Here is a 16,969-nt window from a genome sequence, read left to right as displayed (position 1 = left end):
AAAGAGCTCGCCAGACGATTGAAAATTTTGCTTAATATGTCCACAAATCAGCCTATGCTCAACCGCAAAAGTAATTTTGCCGCAATAAATCAATAAAGAGGTCATTATGAAACGCGCAGTCACAGCAGCCGGGGTCGTTTTACTCTTGATAATTGGTGTCTTTGTCTGGGCTTTGGCCCAAAGCGGGCCGGATAATGCCCCCCAAGACATCAAAACCATTGATTTGGAAGATACTTATGAAAAATAAGCTCACCGCATTTTTACTCACGGCAAGCTTTGCCGCAGTTCTAGCGCCCTCTGCTTACAGCCAATCGATAGAGCAAGGCACATTAGGCGCTGCGCAGGATTTTGACGCGGGCACAATGACCTTCGCCTCTGGCGGTCTTGACCCCGCGCTTTGGCAAGGCACAAGCGCTGCGACCGCTAAAGACCTGATTGCGCGCGCGCCCATTCAGTCGACGAACCCCATCATTCGCGACATGGTGCGCACGGTCATATTATCGGCCGGTGTCCCGCCCGAAGGTGCGAGCACAGATTATGGTCGCACGCGACTTGCGGCGGTTATGGCACTGGGCGACCCGGGCGCTTTGCAGGGCGTGGCCCAACGTCTGCCTGAATTGACATCTGACCCGGCTGTGCGTGCAGATTTGGCGCTGGCCATGGGCGATGTTGCGGGGGCCTGCACAATGGCCGACAGCATATCGGAAGGCCGCGGCACACCAATGTGGGCGCGGCTTCGGTCTTTTTGTCATGTCACCCGCGACGAAATCCCAGCGGCAGAATTGACAGCCAATTTACTTAAAAAATCGGGCTATGAGGACGCGTTGTTTTTTGGGTTAATGAACCGACTAACGGGTCTGTCGAAAAAGTCGCTGCCTGATGATTTGGGTAAAGACCCACTTTATAGCGCGATGGCCAATGCAGTCTTGAGCGCTCGTGCTGATGCGCCCGTAGTCTCGCTTAGCGCAACAGGCGCGGCACAATTTGCCAAGGATACGACAGCCGATAAAGACTTGCGTCTTGCGGCTGTGTTTAAGGCGGGCTCTGCCTTGTCTAATGATGAGATCAATAGCGTGATGAATGGCCTGATTTATGATGGTGTCACGGTGGAGAATTTACAAACCGCAGGCGCATTTGACATGGATAGCGTGGCAGACATCGATACAGGTCTTGGCTTTGCGCAACATTATCAACTGGCTAAACGCGGCTCAGGCTTGGCCATGACGGCTGTGTTACAACAGGCGCAAAAATCAGGCGCGCTGATGCGCTTTGCGGATGTGTTGAAACAAGAGCTTGTCAATTTACCTGCGACAGAAAAAATTGAACATCTGGATTTATATGCGGGCATAGCCGTTATCCAAGATGATATCGCAACTCTGCAGGCCTTGTTCGGGGCTCTTCCCGACGGGCCACAAAAAGTGCGGATTGCCTTTGCGGCGGACGCGATTGGGCAGGGCTTTCGCCTTGGCACATTAGGTGATGATATCGAAGGCCGCCTTAGTGCCAAAGGCGAAGAGGGCCGCCGTGCCGTGCGCGATGCCTTGATTGCCCTCTCCCTTGGCTCAACCTTGACAGACGCCGGCGCAAAAGCGCTCTCAGGTAAAAGGGTCGACGGCACACGCACGCTACCGGCTGGGGATATCGCAGTGCTTCGCAGTGTGGCAAAGCGCAGCTCTCGCGCGGAAACCACATTACGCGCAGCCATATTGCTGGACGGGGCCACAGTTGACGCTGCGTCCTTTGCTGCCGTTATTGAGGCTATGTCGACGGCACAGCTTTATGATTTTGCAGGACGGTTGGCGGCGCAAGATTTCCTAGATGCGATATAAGTGCCTCACCCTGCGCTTGATCATAATGTCTTGATTGACGGCTTTTTGGAAATGATGAGCGCCGAACGCGCCGCGTCAGACAACACGCTTCTCGCCTACCGCCGCGATTTGGATGACCTTGTGGCGCGCTTAAAATCATCGCGCACGGACGCTATCGCCGCTAGCACAGGTCATCTGGAAGGCGTGTTATCATCTTGGGCGCAGGACGGATTGGCAGCGTCCACGGCGGCGCGAAAGCTCTCTGCGGTCAAACAATTTTATCTCTATCTGCAGACTGATGGTCTGCGGGATGATAATCCTGCCCATATGTTGCGCGGCCCTTCCCAAGGGCGCAGCTTGCCAAAGGTCTTATCAGAAGAGGACGTCGATAAATTATTTGATGCCATGAAAGGTGATGAGACTGTGAAAGGCTTGCGCCTACGTGCGATGATGGAAATCCTCTATGCGGGCGGCTTGCGGGTCAGTGAATTAGTGTCTTTGAAAAAAGCGGCGGTGCTGCGCCGTGATGATTGTTTAATGATAAAAGGCAAAGGCGGGCGCGAACGGCTCGTTCCACTGACGGAAACGGCGCGTTACGCCATTGATGCATGGCTGCATGTGCGGGATCAAACTTTGCCGGATAATCCATCGACCGCCGCCAAGGCGGCGTTATTCCCGTCGCGCGGAAAATTGGGTCATGTTAGTCGCGAACGGTTCGCGCAGCTATTAAAGGGCTTAGCGATTGCCGCAGGTTTGCCGCCGTCTAAAATCTCGCCTCATGTGCTGCGTCATGCCTTTGCCACGCATCTTTTGGCCAATGGGGCGGATTTACGCAGCGTGCAAATGTTGCTGGGTCATGCCGATATTTCGACAACACAGATTTACACCCATGTTCTTGATGCGCGGTTGACCGCCCTTGTGCAAGACCATCATCCGCTGGCACAGAAAGATAAAAATAAGTCTTAACCCTCTTTGTCAGAGCGAATTTCTATGACATGTAATCCGCTAGGATCAAACAGGGTTTTGGCAGCTGCGTTTAAGTCGTCCACGGTCATGGCTTTAAAGGCCGCCTCGCGCCCGCGCCGCCAATCCAATTTATGCTCCTCGGTTTGTGCGCGCGTGACAATGCCCAGCCACGCGCCGTTTTCACGCTCTGCACCTTGGATGCTTTCTAATATCGGTTTTACCGCACGGTTAAGTTCGTCCTGCGTTATGTCTCCGCTACGAAGCTCTGCTGCGATAGTTTTCACCGCCGCTTCGAACGCCTCGAAATATTGCGGGTCTGCGGTTATTGTGGCTGACGCATAGCCGTAGCCAGGGGATAATTGCGAAAAGCTAACTCCTCCGCCAGGGGAATAAGCCAGCCCCAATTCTTCACGGACTACGTCTGTCATACGGTTCGTAAGAATGGTCGATAACACCGCATATTCGCGAGAGCGTTTTAGTGACCAGTCCTCAACCATGGGCCAACCCATATAAATTGCACCTTGGTCAATCTTGCCCGTATGGGTCAATCGCACCCGTGCAGGATCAGGGAAGCGCGTTTTGAACGCATCAGACAGCGGGTCAAACCGATCATTACGCTCAGGCAGCGCGCCAAAAGTCTGCGCAACAAAATCAATCATGGCGTCTGTTTCAAAATCGCCGACAATACCAATCTCTATTGCGCCGCGTGTCATCAACGGCTCCATCACCTCGCGGACATCATCCAAACTCAGCGCCATATATTCATCTTTGGGTCTCAGGCCATAGCGGATATTGCCGTCATTCCAAATGCGCGACAAATCGCGGCTAGCGACACCTGATGGGGTGCTATCAATGGTATGGAAACTGGCGTTAATACTCTCTATAAACTTTTCGCGCCATTCGGGGCGGTAGCCGGGGTTGGTCAAAAGCGCCGTCCACGCACGGAGTTGATATAGTACATCATCCGCATTGGTCGAGCCGCTCATTGACAGCCGTTCAGAGCCAATTGACAAGTTTAGTCCAATATTTTTACCGGCAAAAATCTCTGATAATTCGCTGACCGCATGGGCTTCGTAACCCCCTGACGCGATAGAGCCCGCCAGCGAGGTCAGGGCAGGTTTATCAGCAGGAAAGGCATTCCAACCTTCGCCGACCGTGACCTGCATGCGTATCCAGCCATCTTCAAAGTCAGTCTTTTTCAAATTCAAACGCACATTATTATCGAAAACAATGCGCTCAATGTCTAAATCTTCAACCCTGTCGCGGGCGGTGATTGTCCCAGCTGCGCCAAAATCCTGATAGGCGAAATCAAGCTTTTGACGTTGTGCGGGCGGCTCTATTTCCGTGTTACGCGCGGTCTCAAAGGCCGCTAATATATCGGTTTCAGATACGTCTTCAAACTCTGGGCCTTGCAACCAAATGCGGTGCGGGAAATCAGACCACATTTGCTTAAAGGCGCCGTGAACTTCATCCAAGGTGATGGTCGGGACAATTGCGTCAAAAAACTCTTTTTGATAGGCGGGGGTGGTGCGCACGTTACCACCACTAAAGGCGCCTGCAATACCCGACAGTAAACTCGCCGAGCGGCGTTTGGCGGCATAATTGACAGAATCCGTTAAGCCTCGCTCTGAATTGGCGATAAGTTCGTCTAGTTCTTCTTGCTGAAAACCGTATTTAAGGGCGGTACGGATTTCACTATCCAGCACGGCAATTGCGGTTTGCCAGTCACCGTCTTTAATTGTGGCCGAGGCAAAGGCGCTGCTAATGTCTTTGCCAGGTCCGGCGGATAAGCCCGCGCTCAGCACGGGGCGGCCTGCCTCTTGCAGTTTTTTATTAAACCGCAAACGCACAATGTTATTGGCCATAGACCGCACAGTCGCCGCGCGGCGTGAGGCGGAATTATCCCCGCTTGGCATGGGGGCAGTTGCAGCATAAAGCCTAATATTGGCGGTTATTTCAGGGTTGATATAGACTGCTGCCGCTCGGCCGTCTGTTTGAGATAGCCCCGGTTCTGGCTCGGCTGGATTGGGCGAGGTGTTATCCCAATCCTCAAACTGGGCCTTAATCTTGGCCTCCATCGCAGCCACATCAAAATCTCCGACCATGACCAAAAATGTGCGCTCTGGACGGTAATAGGCTTCATAAAAGGCGCGTAAATCATCCGCCGTTATGGCGTCTAATGTCTCAATTGTGCCAGCGACAGGACGGGCATTATAAAGCGCATCAGGCTGGGTGAATTTTTGATAAGCTTCCGCCGCGTCACTTGCCGGGCTTTGGCGTGTGGCGCGTTCAGCTTTGATAATACCGCGTTCGCGCTCCACCGCGTCTGGCTCTATCAGCATTTTATCGGCGACTTCACGCATTAAAAACAGGGCGTAATCGACGGTTTCGTCGTCAACTTCGGGCAGGCTTAGACGGTAATCAGTGCGGTTATGCGATGTACTGGCATTGGTATCAGCGCCAAAGGCCAGACCCATACGTTCTAGCGATTTTATCATTTCACCTTCGGGCACATTTTCTGTCCCGTTAAAGGCCATATGTTCCAGGTAATGCGCTGCACCTAATGTGGTATCCGTTTCGTGTTTTGCGCCTGCACGAATAATCATACGCAAAGACGCTTCATTCTCGGGTCGCCCGTTCGCTTGCAGCGCGTAACGCATACCATTGGGTAACACGCCGTAGGTGACATCAGGGTCTTGGGGCACGTCGCTATCATCATGGGGCCAGACACTGACAGCGGGATCAAAGGGCGTCCCAAGGACATCAGAGTTTGGGCCTTGGGAACACCCCGCGACCCAAAGCAAAGCCGTAATGATGACAACCCAAAGATAATTTTTCATAATACACCCTATCAAAGTCAAACACTCTTAGCGGTGATATTAACAATAGAAAAGGTGTTAAACTGCCGCTTGCCCCGCGCGGTCACTTCGTTATTGTATCGCCCTTACGACCCGGTAATACACAGCTGATTTTAAGGACCGCTTTCATGAGCACAGCCCGTACCTATCTCGATTTTGAACGCCCTGTGGCCGCGCTAGATAATCAGCTTGAAGACCTCCTCGCCTCGCCGAGCGGCGCGTCAGAGGCTGAAATTGCAGCCTTGCGCGAAAAATCTGATGCGGAGCTAACCGCGATTTATAAAAAAATTGGGCCATGGGAAAAAACACAAGTGGCCCGTCATCCCGCGCGGCCGCATTTTAGTGAATATTGCAAAAGCCTTGTCTCGCATTACACACCGCTGGCGGGTGACCGTAAATTTGGGGATGATGACGCGCTTCTTGGCGGGCTTGGCAAAATTCGCGGACAAAGCGTTGTTGTCATGGGGCATGAAAAAGGCACAGATACGCAATCGCGCTTGCATCATAATTTCGGCATGGCCAATCCCGAAGGTTACCGCAAAGCGGTGCGCCTGATGCAAATGGCGGAACGTTTTCAAATTCCTGTCGTGTCATTTGTTGATACGGCTGGGGCTTTTCCGGGACGCGGGGCTGAAGAACGCGGCCAAGCCGAAGCCATTGCGCGCGCGATTGATGCAGGGCTAGCGCTGCGTGTACCGTTTATATCCGTCATCACAGGCGAAGGCGGCTCTGGCGGCGCGGTTGCTATTGCGACAGCGGACAGCGTGATGATGCTAGAACATTCGATTTACTCGGTCATTTCACCCGAAGGCTGCGCGTCTATTTTGTGGCGGGACGGCGCGCGCGCACAAGATGCGGCAAAAGCTATGAAAATCACGGCCCAAGACCTAAAAGGTCTTGGTGTGATTGATAAGATTATTAAAGAGCCCGTGGGCGGTGCGCATCGTGATCCGCAAAAAACGGTCAAGACCGTGGGGGCCGCGATTGTCAAAGAGATTGAATCACTTTCTGCGCTTGATGGTGACGCGTTGATTAAACGGCGCCGGGATAAGTTTCTCAATATTGGCCGCAGCTTACTATCGTAACAATTCAGCCCATTAAGAACGCGACTTGTAAAAACAAGCCGCGTTCTTATCGCCCCGTACTGTGTTTTAACGTGTTTTAAAATCCAGTGGATAGCCCGACGCCAAACCAAGCCATATCGCCTTTACCACCACCAGCGAGTAGCTTGTCAAAATTAAGCGAATCTTCTGAGCTTAAGACAAAGTTGCCGCCGACATAGGCTGAGGTTGACTCGCTAAGCGCATAAGAGAGGCTCGCAGATGCGCTGGCATATTCGTAGCTAAAGCCGTCACCGTCCACGAGACCTGCGTTCGCGCCTAGATCAAGGCTGAACATATCTGTCATCGGCACGCTATGCGAAATACCGCCTTCAACGGTAAAGGCTTCAATTGTTAAATCATAATAAGCTGCTAGCGATGGGGAGAACGGCGCGTCAAAACCAGCTGCAAGTGAGACTTCATATGTGCCTGCGCCGCCTCCGTCTGTTTCAAACAATCCGCCGCCTTGTGGGTAGTGGTAATAGGTAATACCCGCATCTAGTGACACAGTATCAGAGAGCGCAAAGCTATAGCTCGCATAAAGGTCAACTTCGTCCCCGGCGATGTCTGTGCCGTCACCTTCGGATAAAGACGCCCAAACACCTGCTGTGAAATTACCAACTGACACTTCGCCGTAGGGCTGAAACGCTTGGTCGGCTAGGCTGACACCGCGAAACACATATTCAGTGACATAATCAATGCCGGCTGAAAATTCAGCGTCTTGGGCGCTGGCGGTCATAGGGGCACTTAAGGCCGTGAGGATAGCCACCGCGCTGATAGCTGAAAGTTTGGTTTTATGTGTCATGGTCATTCTCCGTCTGTAACACAGCCCCATCGGTCCCGATGTGTAAAGGCATCATTATTCGTAAAAGTTTTGTGACGGGCAGAAGCCGTGATTGCCAATAGAAAGTTAGATATCAGCTTTGATATGTAACAAAGGCCAAGTTTTGTGCAGCACCGCCCAAATGCGCCCTAAACTGCGACATGTTAATCAGTTTTGGCGCCCATAGGGGTTGAAATAGCGCTTTGCAGCTCTGCTACAAGGCTCTAAAGCTGCGCCATGACGTCCAAAGCGCCCAAAAATGAACCGTTGACGCTCTGCCTTGCGCCTGATTTGGATTGGTCCCGTACGGGTGTGCCGGCCTCTGACGGTTTTGGTGATATTTATTTCAGCGTTGACGGCGGCCTTGACGAGACGCGGGCAGTTTACTTGTCGGCGTGTGGCCTGCCGCAGCGTTGGGAGACCCCCAAAAACTGCTTCACGATTTGTGAGTTGGGTTTTGGGACGGGGCTTAATTTTCTAGCGACGTGGCAATTATGGACACAGGGTCCGCGTCAAACCAAACAGCTGCATTTTGTCTCTATAGAGAAATACCCGCTGTCGAAATCACAGTTGACGCGCGCGCTGTCACATTGGCCTGAATTAAAAGACTTATCCACGCAATTGATCGCCGCGTGGCCCGACCGTGTGAAAGGTATTCACCGTCTACATTTTGGCGATGTCACGTTGACGCTTATTCATGATGACGTCAGCGCAGCGTTGGATAGCGTCAATATGCAGGCTGATGCATGGTATCTGGACGGGTTCAGCCCAGCCCGAAATCCCGATATGTGGTCAGACGATATTCTGGCCCGTATAGGCTCCTTATCAGCGGACGGGGCGAGGGTCGGGACATTCACCGCCGCCGGGGCGGTGCGCCAAGGCTTGAGCGCGGCTGGCTTTAACGTGCGTAAAGTCGACGGCTTTGGCCGTAAACGCCACAGGATAGAAGCCGTGATGGATAAAGTGCCTGTCCCCGCACCACAGATTGACACGCCCATCATTATTGGTGCGGGTATTGCTGGGGCGTCACTGGCGCGGAGCTTTTTACTGCGCGGCATTGTACCATTGGTAATTGACGCGGGTGACGATACAGCCGCCAGCGGTAATCCTGCCGCCATTGTCAAACCGCGTCTTGACCGCCAAGACCGTGCAGATAGCCGTTTTTTCCTATCAAGCTACCTCTATGCCATGCAGGCCTATGAGGTGACGGATGGTGTCTTGTCACGTGGGGTTTATCACATTCCAAAATCAGCGGATGAACGCGCGCGCTTTGAAGATTTAGCCCTTCAATCGCCTTTGCCTGATCATCATATGACGTGGGTGCAATCTCACGGCCTAAAAGAGAAAACGCCTGCGCTGTATTTCCCTAAGGCGATGATTATTGATCCAAGCCTTGTTTGCGAGGCGTTTCTACTGGGCGCAAAGCGTGTCACGGCGAGTGTCGCCAAGATAAAAAAACAGGGTGATGTCTGGTCGGTGCTTGATGACGGGGGGGCAGTGATAGCCACGGGTCGTCACGTTATTTTCGCTATCGGGGCTGGGGTTCGCGATATGGCCATGTTTGATGATGTTGGACTGCGCTTTAGTCGGGGGCAACTAACATGGGTTGACGGGGGCGATGTCGACGAGGCTATCACTTACGGCGGATACGGGATTGGTCATGACGGGGCAACGCTACTGGGGGCAACCCATGACCGTCTTGACGGCGACAGCGTCTATGCTCCTCGGTCGGCGGATGATAAAAAAAATATAATGAGCTATGAAAATATTACGGGGCAAAAGCTGGTGCAAAGCCCCCGTCCATCACGTGTCAGTGTGCGGGTCAATAGTCCGCAAACCTGGCCTATCATCCTACACGGCGAAACGGGTATCACAGCCCTCACGGGGCTGGGCTCTCGTGGTTTTGTTTTTGCGCCACTCCTCGGCGAAGCGATTGTCAGTGAGCTCTGCGGTGAGCCTTCAGCGATAGAGACAGGCTTGTTTTCGCGCGATTTATCACCTTAATGTGCGCGCGCAGGCGTAAAGACAATCAGGCGAGAGAGAAGCCCACCGATTGAACACCACGCTTGCGCGCGCCAAAATCAGGCCAGACAACGACCCTGACCTGATCTATTGGGATGGGTAAATTAGTCTTTGTAACGGGTCTTTCCGATTTTCACAGACGCAGATCCGCGGCGTGACACGTCGCGTTGTCCGCTGGCGTCCTTGATGTAAACATTGGATGACCCGCCTGCTTGCACGGTCGCGTCAACAGCTCTGACGTTCAAATCCACCGCGCTGGACCCATTTGTGCTGACCATAACTGTTGTGACATCGCCGCTATCGACCTCGACATCGCTGCTGCCGTTACTGCGCACAGAGAGTGTCGTGCCGCGCACGCCTTCAATTGTAATATCGCCAGAGCCATTGCTTTCTACGGCTGCGTCGCCGTCAATATCATCAATATTGGCATCGCCAGACCCGGTCACACGGATATCAGCATTGCCGCGAAGGGAGCCCGTTTCAATATCACCCGAACCGCTAACGCGGATTTTCGCCGTGTCGCGCGTGTTAAAACGTATATCACCGATATTGGCGTCGCCCGAGCCAGATATTGAAATATCAGCATCGGTGATGTCACCCGCTTCAAAATCGCCAGACCCTGAAATTTTGACGTCGGTTAGGCCCGCAACATCGCCGATTTGAAGATCGCCAGACCCTGATATTTTTGCGGATAAATCGCCGCGAATATCACCCGCTTCGAGGTCGCCGCAGCTGGATAAATGCACATCCATATCACCCATATCAGGCAGGCTGCCGAATATAACGCTATCGCGCAGAATGAAATTTGTGTCAGCAGGGACGGAAATAACCAGTTTTGGATATTCATCCAAATCTTTGTAACCGCCCTTGATCCAATTCCAATTACCCTTACCAAATGACAAAGACACTTTGCCGTTCACATTGCGGCAATTGGTATTGTTAATGATTTGGCCACCGTCGATGCGGGTTGTTTCGCCCTGAGTAGATAGTGTGCCGGCGTCTTGGCCTGATACCGAAATATCACCGTTGTTTTGTGTGACATTAATCTGGCCTACAAAATTTTCGATTTCCAATGTTGGGCCAGCGGCCAGCGCCGTGGTGCCCATGAGGGCTGTTGCGGACAGACCCAAAAGTGCGGCTTTGAAGAGGGATGTATGTGTCATGATAAGTCCTAAAACCGAATAGTGATGGTGCGACCAGATTGTGTCGTCATGGCGACGGCAAAATCAGGCTTAGGGGTTAGCGCAAACTTTGCCCCTGTTGGCCCCGTGTGCAGTGATAATGCGCCCGCGGTCAGGTTCACAGCGCTCGGCATGACGGCGGCGGGGGCCAGTGTCGCGCCAGCTGTTGTGGATAATGCGGCGAGTGTGATGAGTGTCGTTTTGATCATGAGTGTCTCCCTTATAATTTTTCGTTGAGTTTTTAATACTAAGGTCGGGCGTGGCACCGCCCGACCGTGAGGGTCTTAAAGGTCGCGAAACTCGCGGTTTAGCTTCCATTCCTTAGAGGTGATGGACCGTTCCAAATCCTGCATCCGTGTTTCCAGCGAACGGTACTTTGATTTCACGTCCTTGAAATTTGCAGTACGGAGCGGCGCATCCGGATTATCTCTGCGGGCTCTGCGCGCTTCGCGGTATTCACGGCGGTAAGGCGCGCGCTTGTCCTTGGGGATGAAAATCCAAAACAGGAAGTAAATGAGCAGCGGGAAACCTGCGAAGATAACAGAAAGAACAAAGATGATCCGCATGATGGTATGGTCAAGACCGAAGTAATCACCAAATCCGGCACAGACCCCGCCAAAGACACCGTCAATTTTATTGCGGCGGAGCTTTTTATGCGGTTCTGAATATTCATAACCGTCATCTGACCAATCCCAATTCATATCGTTCATGGCGCGGTGGGCTTTATTTTTATATCGTTTTGTCATTTTGCACTCTCCAATTTGGTACTTCGTCATCCAATATGCGTTCCAGCACATTCACGCGTTGATCCAGAATATCAGCGATTTTTGACATTTGTTGCAGCTCTGCAATCTGGTCTTCGGACATGTGATCCATCATGCGTTCTTTGTGTTTGTAATGCATTTTCAGCATGCCGGATCCAATGCCCATAACAATGGCAATAATCGGGATCAGTAAAGCTAGTGTATCGGGGCCCATAATGTCTCTCTCTTTAAGGGTAATTTTTGACTGACCCCGCCCGTCTGTTGAAGGGGGATGGGCAGGCGGGGTCAGTGGGGTCGCTGTGTTATGCGTAACACAGTGACGAATGGCTACTTATTGGCGGCTTTCTTGACTGACTTAGTCAAGCTGGCCTTTAGGGCCGCAAGCTCGCCTTCGATGGCTTCATCTGCTTCCATTTGCGCGAACTGGCTCTCTAGGCTTTCGCCGGCACCCAAATCAAAGGCCTCGACATGGGCTTCTAGCTCGTCAACTTTGCGCTCCATGCGCTCATAGCGGGCCAGGGCGTCGTCAACCTTGTTATTGCTCAGCGTGGTGCGCATCTTGATTTGATTGGTCGCGACAGTTGACCGCATCATCAAAGACTTATGCTTGGCACGCGCCTCATCCAGCTTGCTTTGCAGCTTGGTCAAATCGCCGTCTGCTTTACCAACAGCTTCGTCAAGAACTGCAATTTCGCGCTCAACAACGTCGACCATGCTCTCGGCTTGCTTTTTAGCTTGCAAGGCACCGCGGGCCAGGTCTTCACGATCTTTCGTCAGGGCAAGCTCAGCTTTTGCGCCCCACTCAGAGGCACGCTCGGCGTAGCTCTCGGCTTTACGGGCCAGCTCTTTGCGTTCAGCGATGTTGCGGGCGGCGTCTGTGCGAACCTCAACAAGTGTGTCTTCCATTTCCTGAATGATCAGGCGGGCGATCTTCTCGGGGTTCTCTGCCTTGTCAATCATGGCATTGAGGTTCGAGTTGATGATGTCACCCATGCGAGAAAAAATTCCCATAATACGTCTCCTTAACGTGTTGGTTTTTTAAAGTAATCGCCCCAAAAGGCCGATTAAAAAATTGTGGCAATCAGAAAGCCTGCGGCGAAGAAGCCCCAACATTCCATTTTGCGGGTTGAGAGGTAGCGCAGGAAGCGAAGGAATTTCGCTTTCGCGCTCTCTGCTTTACGGTCAAACTCTGTCTCGTAGTCGCTCATTAACCTACGCTCCTAAAGACCAAAGCCACGGATGCGAGCACCCGATGTGCGGCGGCTCATAATCGCGCTGCGGCGACGTGAACGTGTGTGGCGTGCAGCGTTGTCTGCACCTGAATGATCTGACGTGGCACCGCCGAAATCGTTACTATCAATGTCAAATGTACGGAATGTCATTTGTCTCTCCTTTCGTTGTGTCCCGCCTTTCTTAGAGATTGATGTCTCTGGGCGGTGGCTACAATTGAAAGATGACACATCCAGCTATTTTGTCGATAACTTTTAAATCATTGATTTTATTCACTTTTTCATTTTTCTCAATATTAACCTAAGTTAAATATAGTGTTTTACACTAATTTTTATCTTTCAATTTAGTCAAAAATGCTAAATAAGCGTATATGGCTGTTATTCAACAAACCCCTGTTGGGCGCTCTGATTCCTTCCATGCCCTTATGGATAGGGTCTCTGACGCTGCCGTATTGGACAGAACGGTATTAGTTGTTGGGGAGCGCGGAACGGGTAAAGAGCTTATTGCGTCTCGCCTTCACTTTTTGTCGCCGCGTTGGGAACAGGTTTTCGTCCCTGTCAATTGCGCGGCCTATACTGACGCGCAGCTGGACATTTTATTATTTGGCGAAAGTTTCAATGACGGCCGGAATGATGTTGACGGGCAATTTGTCCGTGCGGACGGCGGGACGCTGTTTCTAAATGATATTGATACCGTGTCTGTGCGTCTGCAGGAAAAAATGCTGCAAGTGTTTGAACAAGGTGTCGTCGACCCCGTAGGTAATCCCGATACCACCCCTGTTAATGTACGTGTTATTGCTGCGGCGCGGGGTGATTTGCGCCGTGCGGTCTCGGAAAACCATTTTGCCCAAGATTTGCTAGATCACCTCACTTTTGATGTTATCCCTCTGCCGCCGCTGCGTGACCGCCCGGATGATATATTGGCGTTGGCCGATCATTTCGGCAAGAAGATGGCGGCGACTTTGGGCGCGGATAGCTTTGCGGGCTTTACTATGGACGCGCTCGGTCTGCTGGCACGGCAGCCTTGGCCTGGCAATGTGCGGGGCCTCCGCTCTGTTGTTGAGCGCAGTGTCGGCCAAGCCTTTCTCTCAGATGAGACATTATCCCGTCCCATAGAGCGCCTCATCCTCGACCCGTTCGAAGGCGCAGCTAGCCTTGGGGCGGCCCCTGTGTCTTCTGATAGCCCGCAAGAGGATATGCCCATTGACGAAACGCTTGATTTCAACAGCCGTGTCATGACGTTTGAGCGGGGTCTTATCGACAAAGCGATGAATGCCCATAGCCACCACCAGGGCAAGGCAGCTGATGCGCTGGGGTTGTCCTATCACGCTTTTCGGGGGCTTTTGCGCAAACATGGGCTTAAAAAATAGGACATTATAATGACAGGTGGTTTTAATATGCCTGCGGCCTGCCTATCTATCAGCGTAACACAGGAGCCAATATGTCAGACCCCATTCGATCCCATGGTAAAATTTACGATTCAATTTTGGACACAGTTGGGGCGACCCCGCTTATCCGTTTGCCCAATGTCACGAAAGGCATAAAGGCGGACCTCGCTTATAAGCTTGAATTTTTCAATCCTATTGCCTCTGTTAAAGATCGTATCGGTGTCGCCATGATTGAAGGGTTGGAAGCCACTGGCGCGCTTAAAGCTGGCGGCACAATCGTAGAGCCCACATCGGGCAACACAGGTATCGGCGTGGCCTTTGCCGCAGCGGCCAAAGGATACAAAGCGATTTTAGTGATGCCAGAAAGCATGTCGATTGAACGCCGTAAAATGATGAAGCTGCTGGGGGCAGAGCTTGTCCTGACTGACGCGGCGGGCGGTATTCCGGGTGCCATCGCCAAAGCGCAAGAGATTATTAAGCAGACCCCTGGCGCTGTCCAAGCGGGTCAATTTACCAATCCTGCCAATCCCGCAATGCATTACCGCACAACGGGACCAGAGATTTGGGCGGATTGCGAAGGCCGCATTGACGCCTTTATCGCAGGGGTAGGCACAGGTGGAACCCTGTCAGGCGCTGGCAAATATCTCAAAGAGATGAACCCTGATATTCAGATTATCGCGATAGAGCCTGACGGAAGCCCGATGATATCCAAGGGCGAGAAAGGTCCACATAAAATCCAAGGCATTGGCGCGGGCTTCTTGCCCGACGTGCTGGACACCGACCTAATTGATGATGTGGTCACGATTTCAAATGACGCGGCCTTTGGCACGGCCAAACATGTCGCCGCCGCCGATGGTGTGCCGATTGGGATTTCGTCAGGCGCCGCTGTCGCGGCCAGCTTGCTTGTTGGAGCACGTCCAGAGATGGCTGGCAAACGCATTGTGACAATCATTCCAAGCTTTGCAGAGCGGTATTTATCCACGCCTTTGTTTGATTAAGCGTTTGCACGATAGTGTAAAGGCGAAAGCGCCGAGATAAATGCGCACGCATGAAGCTATTATTTGTGCGCAATCATCCCTCATCCTGAAGGAATGAACATCGCGAATGTCTCTTAGGGTTGTCGCTTTCTTAGCAGACCCTTCGAGACGCGCTATGCGCGCCTCGGGGTGAGGACGACTATAAACCCAACATCGACGTTTTACCCAGCACCAGGCAGGCTGTAACCAATCGGGGCACCTGGGCCTAAATCTAGGCCTAGGAAAATCCAGACCATCATCAAAATAACACCCGTAATTAGCATCCAGACCGAATAGGGAATCATCATGGCGGTTAAGCTGCCGAGGCCAAAGTCTTTCTGCCAACGGCGCGCAAAGACGAGGATAAGTGGGAAGTAAACCATCAACGGCGTGATAATATTGGTTGCACCGTCACCTACACGGTAAGCCGCTGTTGCGCCTTCTGGACTAATGCCCAACAACATCAACATTGGAACAAGCACAGGGGCTAGAAGCGCCCACTTTGCACTGGCCGAGCCGACAAACAAATTCAGCAGTGCCGAGAACAGCACAATCAGACCCAGCGCAATTGGAAGCGGAAGGCCAGAGCTTTCAATGCCGTTCGCCCCGTGGACGGCAGAGATCAGGCCGAGATTGGACCAGTTAAACATCGCCACGAAATGTGCCGCCGCGAAAGCCAGAACCAGATAATAGCCCATGTCTTTCATGGCTTCGGCCATCATATCCACGAGGTCCCGGTGGTCTTTGATGCTCCCCGCCGCGCGGCCATAAGCCCAACCAGCGGCGAGGAATAAGACCATGAAGCCCGCGACAAGCGATCTGAAAAATGGTGTTGCGGTGACGTACCAGGCTTGCTCTACACCTTCGGCAGGCTCATTTAGAAGCGGTGTGCCCGGCGAAAATGTCATGGCCGCCCAAAGAACGCAGACGGCGAGTATGGCGAGACCTGCATGGCGAAGACCTTTGCGTTGCGCGTCGGTCAGGGGTTTGTCTTCATCGCCGTATTCCGCCGCTTGGGTGGCGTCTGGCGTCCATTTTCCAAGGCGCGGCTCAACAATTTTGTCTGTAACGTACCAAATAACCGGTAGATAAATAAACATTAGCGCCACGATAAACCACCAGTTACCCGCGATATTCATCGTCCAGCTGGGGTCCAAATTTGCGCCGTCTACCGCTGCTTCTGTAATACCAAAGAGCAGCGCATCAAGTTGTCCAGGCGATATATTGGCGGAAAACCCACCCGACACACCCGCGAAGGCCGCCGCGATACCCGCCATAGGATGACGCCCAACAGAGGCAAATAAAATCGCCGCCAGCGGTATCATCACGACATAACCTGCATCCGCTGCGTGATTTGAGAGCATCGCGACGAGGGCCACAACAGGCGTTAGCAAAAAGAGCGGCGCGCCGCGGACAGCTTGGCGAATACCTGCCGCGAAAAGACCAGAGCGTTCCGCCACGCCTGCGCCTAGCATCACGACCAGCACATAGCCCAAAGGATGAAAGTGAGTGAATGTTTTGGGCATATCAACCCAAAGGCGTTGGATGTTTTCCGCCGATAATAGGCTGGCGGATTTAATCACAAGCGGGGTGCCGTCTGCATTGGTCTGCACGGGATGATTAGCGGACAGGCCAAATAAATGCGCGACAACCGATATTAAAACCAAGATACCGATGAGGTAGAAAAAGATGAAAACGGGATCTGGTAATTTATTGCCCGTCCGTTCGACAAAAGCCAAAAAGCCTTTTGTGGTGTCTTTACTCGCTACGTCAGTCTTAGCCATTGTGTCCTCGCCTGTTTTATCCTTTAGCCT

17 protein-coding genes are annotated in these 16,969 nt (G+C 52.5%); 7 read left to right on the top strand and 10 right to left on the bottom strand.

The window, feature by feature from the left end:
* Positions 1-106: 106 nt before the first annotated feature.
* Genes AB6B37_RS13880 through AB6B37_RS13870 form a run of 3 tightly spaced genes read left to right on the top strand, consistent with a single transcriptional unit; the run spans position 107 to position 2,774 of the window.
* Complete coding sequence (locus AB6B37_RS13880; RefSeq protein ID WP_371396427.1) at positions 107-247, top strand: hypothetical protein; 141 nt, start codon at positions 107-109, stop codon at positions 245-247.
* On the top strand, positions 237-1,829 hold the full coding sequence (locus AB6B37_RS13875; protein ID WP_371396426.1) for a hypothetical protein: 1,593 nt from the start codon (positions 237-239) through the stop codon (positions 1,827-1,829). Before AB6B37_RS13880 ends, AB6B37_RS13875 begins: the two co-directional genes overlap by 11 nt.
* Complete coding sequence (locus AB6B37_RS13870) at positions 1,830-2,774, top strand: site-specific tyrosine recombinase XerD (RefSeq protein WP_371396425.1); 945 nt, start codon at positions 1,830-1,832, stop codon at positions 2,772-2,774. It begins immediately after the preceding gene.
* Here the strand turns inward: AB6B37_RS13870 and AB6B37_RS13865 are convergent.
* Positions 2,771-5,614: a M16 family metallopeptidase gene (locus AB6B37_RS13865; RefSeq protein WP_371396424.1), complete on the bottom strand. Its 2,844-nt coding sequence runs from the start codon at positions 5,612-5,614 to the stop codon at positions 2,771-2,773. The genes AB6B37_RS13870 and AB6B37_RS13865 overlap by 4 nt on opposite strands.
* 146 nt (positions 5,615-5,760) lie before the next feature.
* Here AB6B37_RS13865 and AB6B37_RS13860 point away from each other — a divergent pair, with 146 nt between their 5' ends.
* Entirely contained in the window at positions 5,761-6,717 is a 957-nt protein-coding gene (locus AB6B37_RS13860) for an acetyl-CoA carboxylase carboxyltransferase subunit alpha (RefSeq protein ID WP_371396423.1), read from the top strand.
* A gap of 76 nt (positions 6,718-6,793) precedes the next feature.
* On the opposite strand, the gene AB6B37_RS13855 is transcribed toward AB6B37_RS13860, so the two are convergent.
* Positions 6,794-7,537 carry a TorF family putative porin gene (locus AB6B37_RS13855; protein WP_371396422.1) on the bottom strand — a complete coding sequence of 248 codons (744 nt, stop codon included), beginning with the start codon at positions 7,535-7,537 and terminating at the stop codon, positions 6,794-6,796.
* 255 nt (positions 7,538-7,792) lie between these two features.
* Here AB6B37_RS13855 and mnmD point away from each other — a divergent pair, with 255 nt between their 5' ends.
* Positions 7,793-9,559, top strand: coding sequence for a tRNA (5-methylaminomethyl-2-thiouridine)(34)-methyltransferase MnmD (gene mnmD, locus AB6B37_RS13850; RefSeq protein WP_371396420.1), 1,767 nt, complete (start codon positions 7,793-7,795; stop codon positions 9,557-9,559).
* A gap of 122 nt (positions 9,560-9,681) precedes the next feature.
* On the opposite strand, the gene AB6B37_RS13845 is transcribed toward mnmD, so the two are convergent.
* The 7 genes from AB6B37_RS13845 to AB6B37_RS13815 all read right to left on the bottom strand — a co-directional run bounded on the left by AB6B37_RS13845 (position 9,682) and on the right by AB6B37_RS13815 (position 12,904).
* Positions 9,682-10,740, bottom strand: coding sequence for a GIN domain-containing protein (locus AB6B37_RS13845; protein ID WP_371396419.1), 1,059 nt, complete (start codon positions 10,738-10,740; stop codon positions 9,682-9,684).
* A gap of 8 nt (positions 10,741-10,748) precedes the next feature.
* Entirely contained in the window at positions 10,749-10,967 is a 219-nt protein-coding gene (locus AB6B37_RS13840) for a hypothetical protein (RefSeq protein ID WP_371396418.1), read from the bottom strand.
* A 75-nt stretch (positions 10,968-11,042) separates the two neighbouring features.
* Complete coding sequence (locus AB6B37_RS13835) at positions 11,043-11,504, bottom strand: PspC domain-containing protein (RefSeq protein ID WP_371396416.1); 462 nt, start codon at positions 11,502-11,504, stop codon at positions 11,043-11,045.
* The gene (gene pspB, locus AB6B37_RS13830) at positions 11,488-11,736 is read right to left on the bottom strand and encodes an envelope stress response membrane protein PspB (protein ID WP_371396415.1); all 249 of its coding nucleotides are present in this window, start codon (positions 11,734-11,736) and stop codon (positions 11,488-11,490) included. The genes AB6B37_RS13835 and pspB overlap by 17 nt, the downstream gene beginning before the upstream one ends.
* A 113-nt stretch (positions 11,737-11,849) precedes the next feature.
* Positions 11,850-12,533 (bottom strand): phage shock protein PspA, encoded by a 684-nt coding sequence (gene pspA / locus AB6B37_RS13825; protein ID WP_371396414.1) that lies wholly within the window; start codon positions 12,531-12,533, stop codon positions 11,850-11,852.
* Between the two features lie 53 nt (positions 12,534-12,586).
* The gene (locus tag AB6B37_RS13820) at positions 12,587-12,730 is read right to left on the bottom strand and encodes a hypothetical protein (protein ID WP_371396413.1); all 144 of its coding nucleotides are present in this window, start codon (positions 12,728-12,730) and stop codon (positions 12,587-12,589) included.
* 12 nt (positions 12,731-12,742) lie between these two features.
* Positions 12,743-12,904 (bottom strand): hypothetical protein, encoded by a 162-nt coding sequence (locus AB6B37_RS13815; protein WP_371396412.1) that lies wholly within the window; start codon positions 12,902-12,904, stop codon positions 12,743-12,745.
* Positions 12,905-13,122: 218 nt separating this feature from the next.
* Between AB6B37_RS13815 and AB6B37_RS13810 the strand changes: the two genes are divergently transcribed.
* Positions 13,123-14,121, top strand: a complete 999-nt coding sequence (locus AB6B37_RS13810) for a sigma 54-interacting transcriptional regulator (RefSeq protein ID WP_371396411.1) — start codon at positions 13,123-13,125, stop codon at positions 14,119-14,121.
* Between the two features lie 71 nt (positions 14,122-14,192).
* Complete coding sequence (cysK, locus tag AB6B37_RS13805; protein ID WP_371396409.1) at positions 14,193-15,137, top strand: cysteine synthase A; 945 nt, start codon at positions 14,193-14,195, stop codon at positions 15,135-15,137.
* A gap of 200 nt (positions 15,138-15,337) precedes the next feature.
* On the opposite strand, the gene AB6B37_RS13800 is transcribed toward cysK, so the two are convergent.
* Entirely contained in the window at positions 15,338-16,939 is a 1,602-nt protein-coding gene (locus AB6B37_RS13800) for an AbgT family transporter (protein ID WP_371396408.1), read from the bottom strand.
* Between the last annotated feature and the right edge of the window lie 30 nt (positions 16,940-16,969).

It is taken from the genome of Fretibacter rubidus (assembly GCF_041429785.1).
GTDB lineage: Bacteria > Pseudomonadota > Alphaproteobacteria > Caulobacterales > Maricaulaceae > Fretibacter > Fretibacter rubidus.
This window is presented reverse-complemented; position numbering and strand designations above follow the sequence as displayed.